This is a genomic window from Okeania sp. KiyG1 (assembly GCF_014132355.1).
GTDB lineage: Bacteria > Cyanobacteriota > Cyanobacteriia > Cyanobacteriales > Microcoleaceae > Okeania.
In genome coordinates this window covers 1-17,694 of sequence record NZ_BLZO01000133.1, presented here as the reverse complement: position 1 = coordinate 17,694, position 17,694 = coordinate 1, and the positions used below count along the sequence as shown (strand labels likewise).

At 33.3% G+C, this 17,694-nt stretch carries 11 protein-coding genes; 3 read left to right on the top strand and 8 right to left on the bottom strand.

Annotation, left to right across the window (positions count from 1 at the left end):
• Positions 1–486: 486 nt before the first annotated feature.
• Together lysS and SAGCYANO_RS31630 are read right to left on the bottom strand one after the other, a co-directional pair.
• The gene (lysS, locus tag SAGCYANO_RS31635; RefSeq protein ID WP_202223704.1) at positions 487–1,629 is read right to left on the bottom strand and encodes a homocitrate synthase; all 1,143 of its coding nucleotides are present in this window, start codon (positions 1,627–1,629) and stop codon (positions 487–489) included.
• Positions 1,630–3,700: 2,071 nt separating this feature from the next.
• Positions 3,701–4,561, bottom strand: a complete 861-nt coding sequence (locus SAGCYANO_RS31630) for an AAA family ATPase (protein WP_202223703.1) — start codon at positions 4,559–4,561, stop codon at positions 3,701–3,703.
• Between the two features lie 82 nt (positions 4,562–4,643).
• Between SAGCYANO_RS31630 and SAGCYANO_RS31625 the strand changes: the two genes are divergently transcribed.
• Positions 4,644–5,612 (top strand): acetamidase/formamidase family protein, encoded by a 969-nt coding sequence (locus SAGCYANO_RS31625; RefSeq protein WP_202223702.1) that lies wholly within the window; start codon positions 4,644–4,646, stop codon positions 5,610–5,612.
• A 1,063-nt stretch (positions 5,613–6,675) separates the two neighbouring features.
• On the opposite strand, the gene SAGCYANO_RS31620 is transcribed toward SAGCYANO_RS31625, so the two are convergent.
• The 3 genes from SAGCYANO_RS31620 to SAGCYANO_RS50825 form a co-directional block, all read right to left on the bottom strand.
• Positions 6,676–6,927, bottom strand: coding sequence for a hypothetical protein (locus SAGCYANO_RS31620; RefSeq protein WP_202223701.1), 252 nt, complete (start codon positions 6,925–6,927; stop codon positions 6,676–6,678).
• Between the two features lie 1,714 nt (positions 6,928–8,641).
• On the bottom strand, positions 8,642–10,687 hold the full coding sequence (locus tag SAGCYANO_RS31615) for a tetratricopeptide repeat protein (RefSeq protein WP_202223700.1): 2,046 nt from the start codon (positions 10,685–10,687) through the stop codon (positions 8,642–8,644).
• Positions 10,688–11,813: 1,126 nt separating this feature from the next.
• Positions 11,814–11,990 (bottom strand): transposase, encoded by a 177-nt coding sequence (locus SAGCYANO_RS50825; protein ID WP_375340029.1) that lies wholly within the window; start codon positions 11,988–11,990, stop codon positions 11,814–11,816.
• Positions 11,991–13,034: 1,044 nt separating this feature from the next.
• Between SAGCYANO_RS50825 and SAGCYANO_RS31605 the strand changes: the two genes are divergently transcribed.
• Positions 13,035–14,171 carry a glycosyltransferase gene (locus tag SAGCYANO_RS31605; RefSeq protein ID WP_202223698.1) on the top strand — a complete coding sequence of 379 codons (1,137 nt, stop codon included), beginning with the start codon at positions 13,035–13,037 and terminating at the stop codon, positions 14,169–14,171.
• Positions 14,172–14,236: 65 nt separating this feature from the next.
• Here SAGCYANO_RS31605 and SAGCYANO_RS31600 read toward each other — a convergent pair whose 3' ends face one another.
• The 3 genes from SAGCYANO_RS31600 to SAGCYANO_RS31590 form a co-directional block, all read right to left on the bottom strand.
• Complete coding sequence (locus SAGCYANO_RS31600; protein ID WP_202223697.1) at positions 14,237–14,437, bottom strand: hypothetical protein; 201 nt, start codon at positions 14,435–14,437, stop codon at positions 14,237–14,239.
• Entirely contained in the window at positions 14,425–14,583 is a 159-nt protein-coding gene (locus tag SAGCYANO_RS31595) for a hypothetical protein (RefSeq protein ID WP_202223696.1), read from the bottom strand. Before SAGCYANO_RS31595 ends, SAGCYANO_RS31600 begins: the two co-directional genes overlap by 13 nt.
• A 179-nt stretch (positions 14,584–14,762) precedes the next feature.
• Positions 14,763–15,782 (bottom strand): tetratricopeptide repeat protein, encoded by a 1,020-nt coding sequence (locus tag SAGCYANO_RS31590; protein WP_202223695.1) that lies wholly within the window; start codon positions 15,780–15,782, stop codon positions 14,763–14,765.
• Positions 15,783–16,661: 879 nt separating this feature from the next.
• Here SAGCYANO_RS31590 and SAGCYANO_RS31585 point away from each other — a divergent pair.
• Positions 16,662–17,694: FkbM family methyltransferase (locus tag SAGCYANO_RS31585; protein ID WP_202223694.1), on the top strand; the 1,033-nt coding region annotated here is incomplete at its 3' end.

The window sequence follows — 17,694 nt, the reverse complement described above, 5'->3', positions numbered from 1 at the left end:
ATTAGAAGGAGAAAGTTTTTTTGTTCGCCCTCTTATCCAGACGAGATATTATACCTCTTTTCACCAAGGAAAAATTTAATCAATATTTGTGTAAGCACTCAGCTAGCTCGCATTTCCGTTTGTCATGCTGCGCAAACAGCTTTTGAAAGTAAAGGACTTACTAAGATTAGCTTGTTACCTTCTTCTTTCCTGCGGAATGCTGCTTAACGAAGTCAGAAGTCAGAAGTTGTTTTTGTAACGGGGATTTGAGCAAACCTCCAAAAACATTATTATTTTGATAAACATAATTTTGAATTCTCCTTCTAATACTATTTTCAAAAAATACTGTTACAGTGCTTTAGTCTGTTACTAGGAGTGTTGAGGTTAATACTGTAGCGACCTTTTTTGAATTTAGCATAAGATAATTAGTTAATAACTGATAGCTGATAGCTGATAGCTGACTGCTGACTGCTGACTGCTGTTTGCGCAGCATTCCGGAGGAAATGCTTATATATTGTTTTGGGATGAAAACAAAATTTCATCTACATTTTCTAGAGTCAGTTGTTGTCGGTCGGCTAAATTTTTAATTGTTTGAGTAATAGCTTGAATTTGGAAGTTGTTTAAATTCAAACCGAGTTGAATAGCACGATGATTAATACTATTTTTACCTGTAAGTTTATGATTAATTAAAATTGACCGACTCAAATCAAAGTCAGTGGGATTTATTGCTTCATAAGTTCTAGAATTATTGAGAATTGCTTTAGTGTGAACTCCAGCTTTATGATTAAATGCAGCTTCTCCTACAATACAATGATTAAAAGGAATAGAAAGTTCAATTTTTTCCGCTACTAATTGGTTTAATTGATGGAGATAAGACAGAGAATATTTATTATTTAAAGTTTGTGGATCGAGGGTATAAAGACGAGCAATTAATCCAGCTAAAGGAGTAATTCCATTACGTTCACCAATCCCTAAAACAGTTGTATCAATATGAGTTGCCCCCGCTTCAAAAGCAGTAAAACTATTAGCAATGGCACAACCTGTATCATTATGACCGTGAAATTCTATATCCTCAGAAAAGCATTGTCTTATCTTTTGAATTAGTTGATAAACCTGATGGGGAGTTGCTATTCCTACTGTATCAGCTACTCCAAAGCGATCGACTATTCCTAATTTATTAATTGCTAAATAGACTCGTAGTAAATCTGAAAGAGAGCTACGGAATGAATCTTCAGTAGAAAAACGCAATTCTGCTTGAGGATTTTTTTGATGAATAAAAGTGATAACTTCTGTAGCTATATCAATAATTTCTTCTATACTTTTACGATGACCAAATTGACGTAAAATTTGTGAAGTACTGATGAACAGATTAATGCCATCTACACCTGTATCTAGGGCTATTTTTGCATCTTCTAGATGACAACGAATGTGGGTGACAACTTTAGCTTGTAAACCTAATTGAACTAATTTTTGACAATCTTTATAAGATTGAGGAGAAGCTCTCGGAGAAGTAACTTCTATGTATTCTACTCCGAATTGATCTAATCCTCTAGCTATTTCAATTTTATCACTCGTAGAAAAGTTAGATTTAAAAAATTGTTCTCCTTCTCGCAGAGTAGAATCAACTATGGCTAATTTACTTAATAGCATTTTTTTAGTTTAGGCATAATTCTATAATTTTCAGCTAAACATATTACAGGAATTATGGTTAGTATGGTTAATTACAATTAATATCACAAAAAAATGCTATATATTAAAGATATTTAATAATATTTAAGAACATTTAAGTTATTGTTAAAATCTATAGCAAAGCAATCTTATTTGAGTTGTGAGATATTGTGGATTTTAGGGAATAGGGTTCAATAATTAATAATTAAGAATTAAGAATTAAGAATTAATAATTAACAATTATCTCTTCTTTTCAAGGAGAGAATTGACGCGATAGGAAAAATTGTTTATCCTTGAAAGGAGAGGCTTTAAACCTTAATTATTCGGTAAAAGTTTCAGAGTTTTTATCAAAATAATATGGGTCTAAAACCCCGCCTCTTAAGGCGATTTTTTTTTAGAGAGTTGCTCAAAATTTCCGTCACAAAAATAACTTCTGACTTCGTTAAATATCCTGATATTTTTGACAAATGATTTCTGATTGCTATCTGAATTTTTATACTTCTCATAACGCTCATTTTTCAAACATAGAAAATATTTTTGACACATAGTCGGGAAAAGGGAATAGGGTTCAATAATTAATAATTAACAATTATCTCTTCTTTTCAAGGAGAGGATTTACGCGGTAGAGAAATTTTTTTATCCTTGAAAAGAGAGGCTTTAAACCTTAATTATTCGGTAAAAGTTTCAGAGTTTTTATATATCCTTAGATTTTTGACAAATGATTTCTGATTGCTATCTGAATTTGGGCGTTGTTGAGTTGTTGAAATGTAATGGTAAGTAGCTGAAGGGAAAATTGAAAAACTTATGTTTTGCGTTGATACTTAATCTAAAAATCATTAGCATTCAGCAACGCCTGAATTTTTATACTTCTCATAACGCTCACTTTTCAAACCTAGAAAATATTTTTGACACATAGTCGGGAAAAGGGAACGGGAAACAGTAGAAAAAACATTTCCCCTTCTTTGCTTCATCATCAGTTTATATCAAACACCAACTCGTTCGCGTGGTATATAACCCATTTGATATCTATTTAAAAAAAGATGAGGAGGCGGAGAGGTGGGGAGTATTTTTTAACCTTTTTCCCTTATGCATTCCTTCCATCTCCTTATACCAATTCCCATGCATTATTGCTATACTTGAGCAGTACTTCAGTTGTCAACTGATCGGTACAAGTAAAATCACTTTTTCGCTAATTTAAGCTAAGTTAATGTTAATTATTCTTATGTTTGCTTCCCCTCCAGCGGAGGGGTTAGGGGTGGTTTAACTCCCCCACTCCCCTACTTCACCTCCCAGGAGGGGAAGACAGAGAAAGTAGAAGAAATAATTGTTCTTTGATTTTTCTGTCATACTCACCCCAAAATACTCACTTTTTGAGGGTTTAGGATTGAAACAGGCACACTTTTTTCGATTATAAAAAGGCACTTACCTTTATTTAGAAGTGCTTTGAGATTTAATCAGCACACCCTAATCAAAAGGTTTATTTAGGGTTTGCTGAAAAAGTCTTGTGGATAAGGGTAGGAGACAGGAGACAGGAGACAGGAGACAGGAGAAATGGGAATTGTAGAGGAGGTAGGAGGAAGAATAATCCCTTGATTATTCTGCGCGACAAAGCCGCCTAAAATGCTAATTTTTTGAACCATTACGACCATTAAGCTTTGACTTTTTTTAACTAAAAAATGCGCTCAACCTTTATATGTCAATGCTTTTAGATTTAATCAGCAAACCCTATTTATTTTTCACCAGATGTCTAGTTATTTGAGTAAGTTATAGTGTTTCTCAAATTACTGAGGTACAGTCATTTTTCTTCTTTTCTATTCCCTACTCCCTACTCCCTAAAAGTAAGCATTCAGCTGTCAGCTATCAGCAATCAGCTATTGCTTTTTATTTTAGATAAAAGCTTTACTAATTGAGTCAGGATTTATACTTACTATAAAAGCTAGCTGAAACAGTCTATATTCATTAAAACACCCTTTTTTTTTGCTGAGAGCTGACAGCTAATAGCTGTTTGCGCAGCATTCCGCAGGAAATGCTTACCCCTAAAATAGTAGGAAACTTAAACCCTCGAATTTTTAAGTAATAAGTAAGCAAGAATTTTTTGAGTAATTTGTTGAGGTGAAAACTTAGTAGTATCTAAAAGCAAAGTTCTCTCAGGAGCAATTGCCTGTAAAGTTGTTTTTGTTGCTTCCGAATTGTAATTTTTGCTCTCCTCAACCAGAATGTTTAATCGTTCACAAACATCTACAGAGTTATATACTCCTCTTTCCAGTAGAGTTAAAATTTCCTGCTCTTCATCAAAGGTAAATAAATTGGATGCTTCGGGTATGCCAAAGTCAGAAAAACCCATAATCTTTTTGGGATTAACTACTTCATCATCTATATATTTTGTGATTCTATCGAAAGCATCACTTCTAGTTAAAAGACGTTTTAAACGAACTGATAATGAGGCATCCAAAATTATAAATTTAGCTTTTTTCAAAGTATTAGCAGCATAAGTAACTTCATTTTCTCCCCGTAAACCATCGAAAATTAATGGATGATTGATTAAAGAGGGATTAACTTGTAACTGGGCTAAAATGTGACCCATACCTCCGGGAAAACTTTTTTGATACTGACGAGTATATTTGAAGCGGTCTATACGACAAATTGTTTGAACATTTTGCTCGTTTGTGGCTGTAATATGAGGAATAATTAATTCTGTTGTTAGGGTGCGTCGATTTGGAAGTAAAGTAAAATCTAATCCAGATTCAATTAATGTATTAATAACTGTGCTTTTCCCTACACCAGTTAAACCTACAATAATTACTAGAGCTTCATTCTTGATAGATACCCAATCTTGAGGTAGGGGTACACCAATACCAATTCCTGGCTGTAACTGTTTAAAACTTTGATTAGTTTTAGTTATAGTTTGAATCATTTTAAGTTAAGTTTATGAAAATTTGAAATTATTTTACTTAGATAGGTATTATATACGATAAATCTTAAAAAAAATAAACAAGATGAGCAAGCACATTTTAAAAGCTCGATGTCACACTGTTCATTTAGGAGGTTTTTCCCATAAACTAGAGCCAGCATTAATCATTAATTCTGGCGATCGCATAGATATAGAAACTTACACGGGTTATTATCTTTACGACAGAGCGCCTAGAGAATTTCTCACTCCAGAATTTCTAGAAATTTGTCACAATTTACCAGCAGAAAGAAAAGTTGGTGTTGGTCCTCATTTATTAACTGGACCAATATATATTAATGATGCTAAACCAGGAGATGTATTGGAAATTATTCTGGAAAATATTTACCCTAGTTTACCGATGGGTTTTAATTCTATTCGTCCGGGATGGGGTGCATTACCCGAACAATTTACCGAACCAAAACTAAACTTTATTCCACTAGATTTAGAAAAAAAGATAGCTGAATTTCCTCCTAATAGTGGGATAAAAATTCCACTTCAACCATTTTTTGGAATTCTCGGAGTTGCTACAGAAAATACTCAACGTTCATCTATTCCTCCTGGTATTTATGGGGGAAATATTGACTGCCGAGAATTACAGGTTGGTTCGCGAATTTTTTTACCTGTTTTTGTGCCTGGTGGTTTATTTTCTATTGGTGATGGTCATTCTGCACAGGGGGATGGAGAAATAAATGTAACGGCTATTGAAACTTCCATGAATGGCACTATTCAGATTAAGGTTAGGAAAGATTTACAATTAATTTTTCCTATGGCAGAAACATCGACTGATATTATTTCCTTTGGTTTTGGCAATACTCTAGATGCTGCTTTTGAATTGGCTTTAAAGCAAATGATTAGTTGGTTAGAAAATTTTGTTGGGTTGAGTGCTGAAGATGCTTATATTCTGTGTTCTATTGCTGTAAATTTTCACATTACTCAAGTTGTAAATAATCCTCATAAAGGAGTTCATGGAATGTTACGAAAATCAATATTACCCACAACAATTTCTATCATTTAGAAGAAATTATCTTAAAAAGCTGAATGCAAGCGCATTTCGCACCGAAGAGCTGACTGCTAATAGCTGAAATTAGATTCCGCCTAGGTGTTTACATAGCATAAAAAAGAAGCAAGATTTTTCCGGCGTTGCTAAGTGGTAATGATTTTTAGATTAAGTATCAACGCAAAATATAGGTTTTTCAATGGTTGAATAAAAAGTCATGCGTAGGGGCTAGTTACACCCAATGATTACATACTATCACGATTTTTTTAGGGATGCAAGGGGAAATACCTTGCCATTTTTTGAAGCTTCACAGGATGATAATTTTCTCTGCTTTGGTGTCTGAGTATCCCTTCTATATGTATTCAGTGACGAAATGCTGTTTTTGGGTTGAATAAAAAGTCATGCGTAGGGGCGAATGCAGCCCAATAATTACATACTATCACGATTTTTTTGGGGATGCAAGAGGAAAATCCTTGCCGTTTTTTTTAGAGCTTCACAGGATGATAATTTTTCTTTGTTTGTGAATATAGCGATCGCTTCTACATGAGTGAATATATAGATGTATTGATGGGGTGAAAGTTTTTCGGTGTCGCCACTTCTTTTCGTAGTGCTTCACAGGATGATAACTTTTCTCTGCTTTGGTGTCTGAGTATCCCTTCTATATGTATTCAGTGACGAAATGCTGTTTTTGGGTTGAATAAAAAGTCATGCGTAGGGGCGAGCGACACCCAATGGTTAAATCGTATCATGATTTTTTTGGCGATGCAAGGGGAAAATCCTTGCCGTTTTTTTAGTAGCTTCACAAAATGAGGATTTTCTGGGTTTGTGAATATATAGCACTAGGTAAATAGGTTAGGGCAATTATCAACACTCAAACTCACTCATGGATGAGTTTTGACTTTTGAGTTGTTGAGCGTAGGGTTGGCGGAGCAAGTGCGGTAGCTGCATCGCTTCTACATGAGTGAATATATGGATGTGTTGATGGGGTGAAAATTTTTCGGTGTCGCCACTTCTTTTCTCAGTGCTTCACAGGATGATAATTTTTCTCTGCTTTGATGGTGTGAGTATCTCTTCTATATATTCAGTAACGAAATGCTGTTTTTGGGTTGAATAAAAAGTCATGTATAGGGGCGAACAACCCCCAACGGTTAAATTGTATCATTATTTTTTTGGGGATGCAAGAGGAAATACCTTGCCGTTTTTTTTGAGCTTCACAAAATGATAATTTTTCTTTGGTTGTGAATATAGCGATCGCTTCTACATGAATAATATCGATACTGTTGATGGGGCGGGCAAATTTGGCAATCGTTACTTCTTGACCTGAGTGCTTCACAGGATGATAACTTTCTCTACTTTGATGGTGTGAGTATTCCTTCTATATGTATTCAGTAACGAAATGCTGTTTTTGTGTTGAATAAAAAGTCATGCGTAGGGGCGAGCAACTCCCAACGGTAAAATCATATCACGATTTTTTTGGGGATGCAAGAGGAAAATCCTTGCCGTTTTTTTTGAGCTTCACAGGATGATGATTTTTCTTTGGTTTGTGAATATAGCGTTGGCACAGCAAGTGCGGTAGCTACATCGCTTCTACATGAGTAAATATATAGATGTGTTGATGGGGGTGAAAAATTTTCGGTGTCGCCACTTCTTTTCCTAGTGCTTCACAAAGTGATAATTTTCTCTGCTTTGATGGTGTGAGTTTCCCCTCTATATGTATTCAGTAACGAAATGCTGTTTTTGTGTTGAATAAAAAGTCATGCGTAGGTGCGAGTAGCTCCCAATGGTTAAATCATATCACGATTTGTCAGATGTGTGTCTTTCATTCCGAGGAGACCTCGGAATTACACACTCGCTTTTTGGGGATGCAAGGGGAAATACCTTGCCGTTTTTTTTGAGCTTCACAAAATGATAATTTTTCTTTGGTTTGTGAATAATAGCGTTGGCACAGCAAGTGCGGCAGCTACATCGCTTCTACATGAGTAAATATATAGATGTGTTGATGGGGTGAAAATTTTTCGGTGTCGCCACTTCTTTCCCTAGTGCTTCACAAGATGATAATTTTCTCTGCTTTGATGGTGTGAGTTTCCCTTCTATATGTATTCAGTGGCGAAATGCTGTTTTTGCGTTGAATAAAAAGTCATGCGTAGGGGCGAGTGACTCCCAATGATTAAATTGTATCACGATTTTATTGGGGATGCAAGAGGAAAATCCTTGCCGTTTTTTTTGAGCTTCACAAAATGAGGATTTTTCTTTGTTTGTGAATATAGCGTTGGCGGAGCAAGTGCAGCAGCTACATCGCTTCTACATGAGTAAATGTATGGTATTGCATGGAGTGCGGGATGAATTTTAGGCTCTCGAACACAGTCCGTATAAAAAACACGCCCATGGGATTTACCTTTTGCCAAAAGTTTCATCCCGCCCCTCAGCAACGCCTATATTGATGTGTTGACCTATATTTATCTGTTAATGGTAGAAATTTTTTCCGATGGTTACTTCTGTTCGTAGAGTTTCACAGAATGATAATTTTTCTCTGTTTTGATGGTGTGAGTATCTCTTCTATATATATTCAGTGACGATATGCTGTTTTTGCGTTGAATAAAAAGTCATGCGTAGGGGCAAGTTAAACCCAATGATTACATACTATCATGATTTGTCTTGAGTGTGTCTTTCATTCCGAGGAGACCTCGGAATTACACACTCGCTTTTTGGCGATTCAAGGGGAAAAGCCTTGCCGTTTTTTTTGAGCTTCACAGAATGCAGATTAATCATCCGTATATCCGTGGCCAAATCCTTGTCTAGCAGTTGCTCAAATGTAATGGTAAGTAGCTGAAGGTAATTTCAGTTATCAGTTATCAGTACCTCTGGAATAAGGAGGCTTTAAATATGGAATATTTTTTTTATCCCCTTAAAAAGGGAGGCGCATACCCACAATTTTTCGGTAAAATTGAAAAACTTATGTATTGTGTTGATACTTAATCTAAAAATCATTACCACTCAGCAACGCCATTTTTCCTTCTTTCTTCTTCCTTCTACTATAAAATAATAATCTAGTTATCGGTCTTAACTTTTTTGCCATTTAGTAGAGCAAGAGGATGAACTTTCTTGCTATTACTAAGTTCTTTATCTTGACGATCACTTAAATCTAAATTGCCTTGTGATAATGGTTGATTTTTTCCAATTAAAACTTTTTCCCCTTGTAACTCTGACATTAATATATTACGTTTATGCTGAGATTCTGAATCATCTGGATTAATAGCAAGAGCGCCCTCGTAACAAACCAAAGCTTCTTGATAACGTTTGAGTTTTTCTAAAACAATACCTTTTTTTACCCAAGCTTCATAACCATTATCTTGAATAGAAATAGCATAATTACAACAACTAAGAACTTCCTCATACTTTTCCAACTTCAATAATGCTTCTGCTTTACCCATAAATGCTTGATAACATTGGGGCTTAACTTTAATGGCCTGTTCAAAAGAAGTAACTGCTTCTTCATATCTTTCTAAAGAATTTAAAGCCACCCCTCGATTATGCCAAACTTCATAATCATCTGGCATCAACTTAATTGCTCTATCGTAGGAATTAACTGCTTCCTCATATCTTTCTAATTGCCATAATAAAGCCCCCTTGTTGTACCAAATTTCATATTTTTCTGGCTTAATTTCTAATGCTCGATTATAAGAATCAATTGCTTCAGCAAAAGATTGTAATTTTCCTAACAAATTGCCTCGATTATACCAAACTTCATATTTATTTGGTTGAATTTTTAATGCACTATCAAAAGCAGAGAGTGCCTCTTCATCGCGCTGTAGTTTTCCAAGTAGAGCGCCTAAGTTATGTAAAACATCAACATTTTTAGGCTGAACTAAAAGAGCTTGTTCATAAGCAATAAGTGCTTCATTATATCGTTGTAACTTCCTGAGTAAAATACCTTTATTTAGCCAAATATTTACATGATCTGGCTGAAAAGAAAGAGCTTTATCATAAGAAGCTAATGCCTCAGCATAACTTTGCATTCTCACCAAAACATTGCCACGATTAAACCAATATTGAAATTTATCAGAATCAAGAGAAAGAGCTTTGTCATAAGAAGTCAATGCTTCAGCATAGCGCTGTAATTTTACAAAGATATTACCGCGACTAAACCAAGCTTCACTTAAATCATAATTCAGAGAAATAGCTTTTTCAAAAATTGCTAAAGCTTGATTATACTTACCTTCAGAAAAAAGTTTTTCCCCTTGTTTCAAATAATCATCAGCAACCGTAGTAGTTTGTCGATCAGAATATTTTGATTTATGAGTATTTTCAAGAGATTTAGTTTCTGCATTTACAGAGGAATTAATTTCTTGAATGGCCTGATGTTTTGCTTCTTGAGTCTCAGAAATAATCACTTGTAGCTGCATCAAAAACTGAGACTTCAAAGTTTCTATTTGTTCAACGGAAGATTTTGAAATTTTCGCTTCTTGATTAATCAATTCAATAGATTTTTTGGCAGCTACTATATGACTTTCTAGTTCTGTAACTAATGTTTGAGATTGATTCAAATTTAATTCTAATTCACCGATCTTTTTTAACCGCTGATTAACCTCACCAATCAATTCTTTAATTATCAGCCTTCTGACTAACCAAAAAAAGATAATAGTTACAGGGGGAAATAAAGTTGCAACTAATAATAAAGTATTCAATATAGTGATGGTAGGATTGAGGTTGAGACTAGCTTCATCTTCTCCATCTGTTTGTAAAGCAATTTGAGAGGTAACCTGCTGGAATTGAGAATTATTTTTAGCAGTAAATTCTGCTATTTTTCCCAGCCAACTCTCATTTAAAACCTCTCGCATTTGATGTATATCCGGAGTTGATAAAGCAGCTATAATTTTAGGAGTGCTAGGAGCTTGACTAAGTAAAATTTCTGGAGGACTAATTAATTTAGTAGATGGGAAAATACTAATATTATTAGAGTCAGTAAAATTGCTAGTTTCTTGTGTGTTTATCTGAGGGTAGGAATTAATATTAGGATGAGCTTTTGCTTCAGCAGTTAAATTTTGGGAACTGAGAGCAGCAAGGGTTAAGACTGCTGTTTTAGAAATACGCATATTTTGCCTATTTATCTATATATATTAGTTTTTATTGGAACAGATTCCATTTAAGTACAGGTGCAGTTTTTTATTTCTGTGGAGGAGAAAAATTGACTACCTGAGTTAACTATAGAGTCTACTTGCTTATTACAAGAGTTTATTGTACTAACCGGGAAATTTATTTACTAATCAGAATAATGATGGAGGAGTCAGTCCTCAGGAGGGAAGAAAGAAGCAAGAATAAAAAAATAAAAAAGAAGAAGAAAGAATAAAGAGGAGGAAAAAGAGAAAGTTTTTTTATCACTAATTATCTGGAGATGATATTAGTTATCTAGCAGAGAAGGAAGAAGGTTAATTATTGATATTCCGTTGTTTCTACTATTCCATTTAAGTATAGGTGCAGTTTTTTATTTCTGTGGAGGAGAAAAATTGACTACCTGAGTTAACTATAGAGTCTACTTGCTTATTACAAGAGTTTATTGTACTAACCGGGAAATTTATTTACTAATCAGAATAATGATGGAGGAGTCAGTCCTCAGGAGGGAAGAAAGAAGCAAGAATAAAAAAATAAAAAAGAAGAAGAAAGAATAAAGAGGGGGAAAAAGAGAAAGTTTTTTTATCACTAATTATCTGGAGATGATATTAGTTATCTAGCAGAGAAGGAAGAAGGTTAATTATTGATATTCCGTTGTTTCTACTATTCCATTTAAGTATAGGTGCAGTTTTTTATTTTTGTGGAGGAGAAAAATTGACTACCTGAGTTAGCTATAGAGTTTACTTGTTTATTAAAAGAGTTGATTGTACTAACCTGGAAATTTATTTATCAATCAGAACTCAGTACATAAAATCAGTTAAATTTATTCATCTACTTAATCCTACACAGTTAAATTTAATCAACAGTATTGCTTTTATAGCAGAAGTAAAAAGGAAAAAGGCATTTAGTTATCTAGGAGAAAAGGAAAAAGATTAATTATTCATATTCCGTTGTTTCTCCTACGGAGTGGTACACACACAGATATTCCATAACTCAAGAGTAGTAAGTACCTACACAAAATTAATTACATATTTTTGACAATCTTTGTCTAGCACTTTTTTGAGATACTTAAGAAAGCTTGGACAGTTTTCAAGTTTCATCAACTTTAATTCACTCATAGTTAATAAATTTACAAAGAATTTCGATTAAGTTGTGCTTGGGTAAGTAAGTTGGACACCAAAATATCTCTAATTTTTTTTCTTTCCATTCTGATAATTTATCGCTCATTTTATCCCTCGTATAGATGGAAGCTCTATCCATAACTACAGAGCAAGAATTTAGGTAAATATTGACTAAACTTATTTCAAAAATTTATGACAATTTTACTGTCAATTACTCCCTGATGTATTTCGTAATTGAGTTAATTTTTACATCATACATAGAGCTGCTGTCTCTCACTTGAGGAAATTTACTTTGGAAACTTATTCTTTCTAAAGGTTTTTTAGTCTCCATATTTAATTCTCAACATGAATCTCATATAAATCAGCATTTTGCTTCCTTTTATCTAAGGATATATTTTGATGACAAAAATAGGAAATTAATTTTCTGTGCCTACTTAATGACAGTTGCTATATTTGTAAGTTTACGTTTCCACTTATCAGCAGGAACAAGAATAATTAAAATAACTTAGTCACACTCTAATTTGCCCTAACTCAAAATATTTCATGGCAATTGAAAAAAGTTGGCTCTAAATTGTGATAATTTATAATTCAGGAATAATAATAAGTGCCCATGCCAAATTATTTGTATATAATTTCATCTCTAACTCTGGCATAGTGAGAAGTTAATGCATGATTAATTTTGCTTAAGTACTTAATTTAGGAATTAGAATACATGGTTTCATCAAATTAATTTGAAATATTTATTATCTATTTTTTCTATATTGGTAACTATTTTAATTTATTAGTGACAAATATAAGGCTTGATTTTGAGTTTGACAGACATCAAAATAAGGTTTTTCAATCACTTTTATTATCTTTTCTGTAGTGGGTTTAATACTCCACTGTCATTTCAGTTATCAGTTATTAGTACCTCCTATTAAAGCAGAGGCTTGAAATAGCGTTTCTGCAAGAAAAAACCTTGTACATTTCACTATTTCCTGTTCCCTATTCCTTATTCCCTAGCGCGTAGAGTTATATAAACCGAACTTATGCCAATTCACTTTAAAAATGTCACAAATAGTTTCAAACTTTAAATGTTAAATAATTTCCTAAAATTACTGTACCATCAAAGTTTTGTAGCTCTATAAAATCTTAGTTTTGACTTTTGATTTTTTACTTTTGACTTCCGTGAAACGGTATTAGTATTACTTCAAAATTAATATTAGATTAAATGCTTATAAATCATTGTCCTCAAGTTACCGTTTGTTTACCTACTTATAATTCTGGAGAATTTCTGACTCAAGCAATAGATAGTATCCTTCAACAGACATTTACAGATTTTGAGTTAATTATTTCTGATGATTGTTCCAACGATAATACTCCAGAAATTATTAAAAATTATCTCCAGAAAGATAATAGAATTAGATACTTGAAAAATTCCAAAAACTTAGGACTTTTTACTAATTGGAATCAGTGTTTAGAAAATGCTGATGGTGAATATATTACTATCTTTGCTCAGGATGATGTGATGTTGCCAAAAAATTTAGAGCAAAAGGTAAAAATTTTGGATAAATACCAAAATATAGGTTTAGTTACTTCATCTGTTATGGTGGTTGACGCTAATAATAATCATCTCAATTGGAATTGGGCAAATTATCCTAAGGATAAGTTAGTAAATGGCAAGGAATGGGTGACGAATATTTTGGGAGAAGCTAATCCTATTTGTTGCCCGTTTGTATTAATGAGAAGACAAGTTTTAGAGAAAGTTGGCGGGAAATTTAACGAGAATTATGCTTATGCTGCGGATTTAGAATTATGGTTGAGAATTGCTTTGGTTGCTGATTTATATTTTGTCAAAGAAATCTTGGGATATTATCGATGGCATGAAGGAAATAAAACTCATAGTTTTGATGATTTTTATCAGGTGAAAGAACATTTACAAATTTCTAGCGATTTAATTGATAGTTTAAATTTATCAGACCCAGAATTAAATGATTGGGAAAGTGAAGTGTTATCTCGAACTGTTAAATGGGTGAGTTTTTATCGAATTTATCATCATCTGGAAAAGGGAAATTTTGATGAGGCATTTAAGTTATGCGAGTTGCTGGAAAATTGGCGGAGCAAGTCGGGAAAATTAAGTATTTCCGTGCAGGAGTTAGGGACTAGAATACAAAAAATTTTACAAGCAAATTCTCGCCTAAAATTTGAAGTGGATGAATATAGGGACTGGGTTAAAAATATTGAGAAAAAAAATTCGGTTTTAGAAATGAAAATTAATCAGTTAAATGATGAAAAAAAATGGCTAGAATCTCAGATTAAAGCTTGGATGCAAACTGCACAAAAATATTATCAAGAAAATAGGAAATAGGGTAGTGGGGGAGTAGGGGAGTAGGGAGTAGGGGAGTAGGGGAGTAGGGGAGTAGGGGAGTGGGGTCAATTTATTGTCACGCTGAGAAAAATTGTATCCTTTGAAATTTCATACATCTTGCTAGAATTAGTTAACCAAAAATATAGAGTTGTAAATATTCTTGCTATGACAAAGTAAAATTCAGACAAAGTAATATTTTTCCCTTTTCCTTCTTCCTTCTTTCTTCTTCCTTCTTTCTTCTTCAGCTTAAAATTCAGACAAAGCAATATTTTTCCCTCTTTCTTCTTCTTTCTTTCTTCTTCAGCTTAAAATTCAGATAAAGCAGTATTTTCCCCTCTTCCCTCTTCCCTTTTCCTTCTTCCTTCTTTCTTCTTCCTTCTTTCTTCTTCAGCTTAAAATTCAGACAAAGCAATATTTTTCCCTCTTTCTTCTTCTTTCTTTCTTCTTCAGCTTAAAATTCAGATAAAGCAGTATTTTCCCCTCTTCCCTCTTCCTTCTTCCTTCTTCCTTCTTCCTTCTAATTCAATAAAAAGTAAAATGCAGACAAAGCAATATTTTTCCCTCTTTCTTCTTCTTTCTTTCTTCTTCAGCTTAAAATTCAGACAAAGCAGTATTTTCCCCTCTTCCTTCTTCCTTCTTACTTCTTCCTTCTAATTCAATAAAACGACTATAAGCGACACTTGCTTCATCTATTTTTCCCTGTCTTGCTAAAGCATCTCCTAAATTTTTATGAAATAAAGGTGAGGTGGAATTGAGATTTATTGCTTGCTCAAAAACATAAATTGCTTCTTCTAATTCCCCTACTTTTGTTAAAGCTTCTCCTAAATAGTTGTAAGCTAAATCTGAGTTAGGATTAATTTCAATAGTACGACGGTAAGAGGCGATCGCTTCTGACCATCTTTCTTTTCTTGCGAGAACTATTCCTAAGTTTAGATAAATTTCTGGATTATTTTTCTCTACTTCTAAGGCAAATTGATATTCATAAATTGCTTGCTCAATATCGCCTTGCTTTGTCAATATTTTGCCTAAATTAAAATGAATTTCGGAATTTTCTGGTTCAGTTATTAGAGCAATTTGATAAAAAATAATTGCAGAGCCTAATTTATCTCTTTCAAATAAGATATTAGCTAAACGACGGCATATTTCTGGATGATAGGGTTGAATCTCTAAGAATTTATGGTAATTACTTTCATTCTGAGGATAGTAATCTATTGCTTGACGATAATGAGTCAATGCTGCTTTTAAATTAGTCCGATAACGCTGCTGAAAAATATCCCCCAAATGTTCATACACTTCTGTTAAATTTGGTTGTAATTTTATAGCTTTTTGGTAACTGGCGATCGCCTCATCCCATTGCTTTTGTTGAGAGTATAAATTACCAATCATTTTGTATAATTCAGCTAAATTTGGCTGAATTTGTAATGCCTTAATACACCAATTAATTGCTGCTTTGAAATTACCTTGAGTTTCTAAAGCATTTCCCACAGTCTGATAAGCTGGAATAAAATCTGGTTTTACCTCTATAATTTGATGACACAGAGCGATCGCTCTATCAATTTTACCTTGGGCCAAATATTCTGTGGCTTTTTGGTGTTTTTCTACTATATTCACAGTTAAGTTAAGTATAAGTTTTTTTATAACTTGACTATATTAAGCTAAAGTATGTTGCAAATTCAAAGATTATTTATCAAACAAATATCAGACAATATAGCGCTAGGGAATAGGGAATAGGGAATAGGGAATAGGGAATAGGGAACTGTAAAAGGGTTTTAGGATTGAAAAATGTCCGCGCCCAATTTTTGTAGTGCTATAGTAAATAACTAATTCTTGTTTTACATCTCAAATGAAAATGCTATGTCTAAAGAATATAAACTCAAAAAATTGGCTTAATTTTACCGAAATTTTGTGGTCTAAAGCTTCTCTTTTTCAGGGGATAAAAAAAGAGAATATTCCTGATTTCAAGCCTGCTTATTGCAGATGTACTGATAACTGATAACTGATAACTGATAACTGATAACTGAAAAGACCTCTGTTTTACTGCTTTAGTTAGGAAATAGTTCTATTTTTGGTTAAAGATTGATTTTATCTTTTCTTTTGCGAGCTTAATACCAATTCCCAAAAGTAATGCTGTACTTGTGCAGCTCTTCAGTTATTAAGTAATTAAAACAATTTAAATCACTTTTTGCTAATTTGAGTTAATTTAATATTAATTGTTCTTATGTTTACTTCTCCCCCACTCCCCTACTCCCCTACTCCCCTACTCAAGAAAACGTAGAAAAGTTTTTGATAAATGGTATAATACCCCACCATCTACATAGTGCTTAAAATTGTTTGAAATTTGTAGACACGAAGTGGCTTGTCGAAGACTATCTGCATACAATTTTTCCTTCTGTTTTTTGCCTTCTGCTTTCTGCCTTCTGCTTTCTTCAATAGTGGCAGAGGAACCTATTTATTTTTTCCTGAACTGAAATTATTTAAGTATTAGTAGTCATGAAATTAGATTTAAAGAACCTTTGTTCTCAAAACCAAATTTTTCCTAGAGGCATTATTCATGTAGGTGCTTATGAGGGTAAAGATATTAAAACTTATCAAGCGTTAAATATCTCAAAAATTCTGTTCATAGAAGCTAACCCCACAGTATTTGAAAGGCTAAAAATAAATATTGCTGAAGAATCTGTTGATGTGCAAGCTGTTAATTATGCCATTAGTAATCAAAATGGAAAAGTCAAATTATATGTTAATTCTATGGGAAAGAGTAGTTCCATTTTGCCTTTGAAATTTTATCGAAATATTTATCCAAATATTAAAGAAACACATCAACTAACTGTTGAGTCAAAAACTCTTGATACTTTGCTACCAGAATTAGGACTAACACCAGGAGATTTTAATATTCTCAATCTAGATATTCAAGGGGCAGAACTTTTGGCATTACAAGGCGCAACTAATTTACTTACATATATAGATGCAGTTTACACTAAGGTTAATTATGAAGAACTCTATGAAGGTTGTGCTTTGGCAGAAAAAATTGATGAGTTTTTAGCAGATAATGGTTTTGGTAAAATAGCGGAGGCAACACCTTTTCACCCTTCTTGGGGAGATGCTTTTTATGTGAGAAAACAAGTAATTAGTATGTCTACTCTTGGCAAAAATGGTGGATTTGGTAATCAAATTTTTCAGTATAGTTTCTTGAAAATATATGCTCAAGAAAATTCCTTATTAGTAGAGACTCCAAAATGGATAGGGCAAGAATTATTTGGGCATCAAGACCTAGAGATTTCTGAAGATTTACCTGAAGTTTCAGAGAATAATAATGAATTTATTCTCGGTAATACAGAAATTTTGAAAAATGTAGATATTCATGGAGAATTTTTATATCACACTCGCTATTATGCGCCCTTTAAAGAATATTTTTGTTCTTTGTTTCAACCTGCACTAGAGATAGAGGAAAAAGTAAAAGTTGCTTGGGAAAAATTACACTCTCGTGGCAAAACTATTATTGGTTTACATTTACAATCACATTCAG

What these genes read in the sequence shown, in the direction of transcription:
- SAGCYANO_RS31605 (WP_202223698.1), top strand. Translation starts at nt 13,035, where the DNA reads ATGCTTATAAATCATTGTCCTCAAGTTACCGTTTGTTTACCTACTTAT.
- SAGCYANO_RS31630 (WP_202223703.1), bottom strand. Translation starts at nt 4,561, where the DNA reads ATGATTCAAACTATAACTAAAACTAATCAAAGTTTTAAACAGTTACAG.
- lysS (WP_202223704.1), bottom strand. Translation starts at nt 1,629, where the DNA reads ATGCTATTAAGTAAATTAGCCATAGTTGATTCTACTCTGCGAGAAGGA.
- SAGCYANO_RS31615 (WP_202223700.1), bottom strand. Translation starts at nt 10,687, where the DNA reads ATGCGTATTTCTAAAACAGCAGTCTTAACCCTTGCTGCTCTCAGTTCC.
- SAGCYANO_RS31625 (WP_202223702.1), top strand. Translation starts at nt 4,644, where the DNA reads ATGAGCAAGCACATTTTAAAAGCTCGATGTCACACTGTTCATTTAGGA.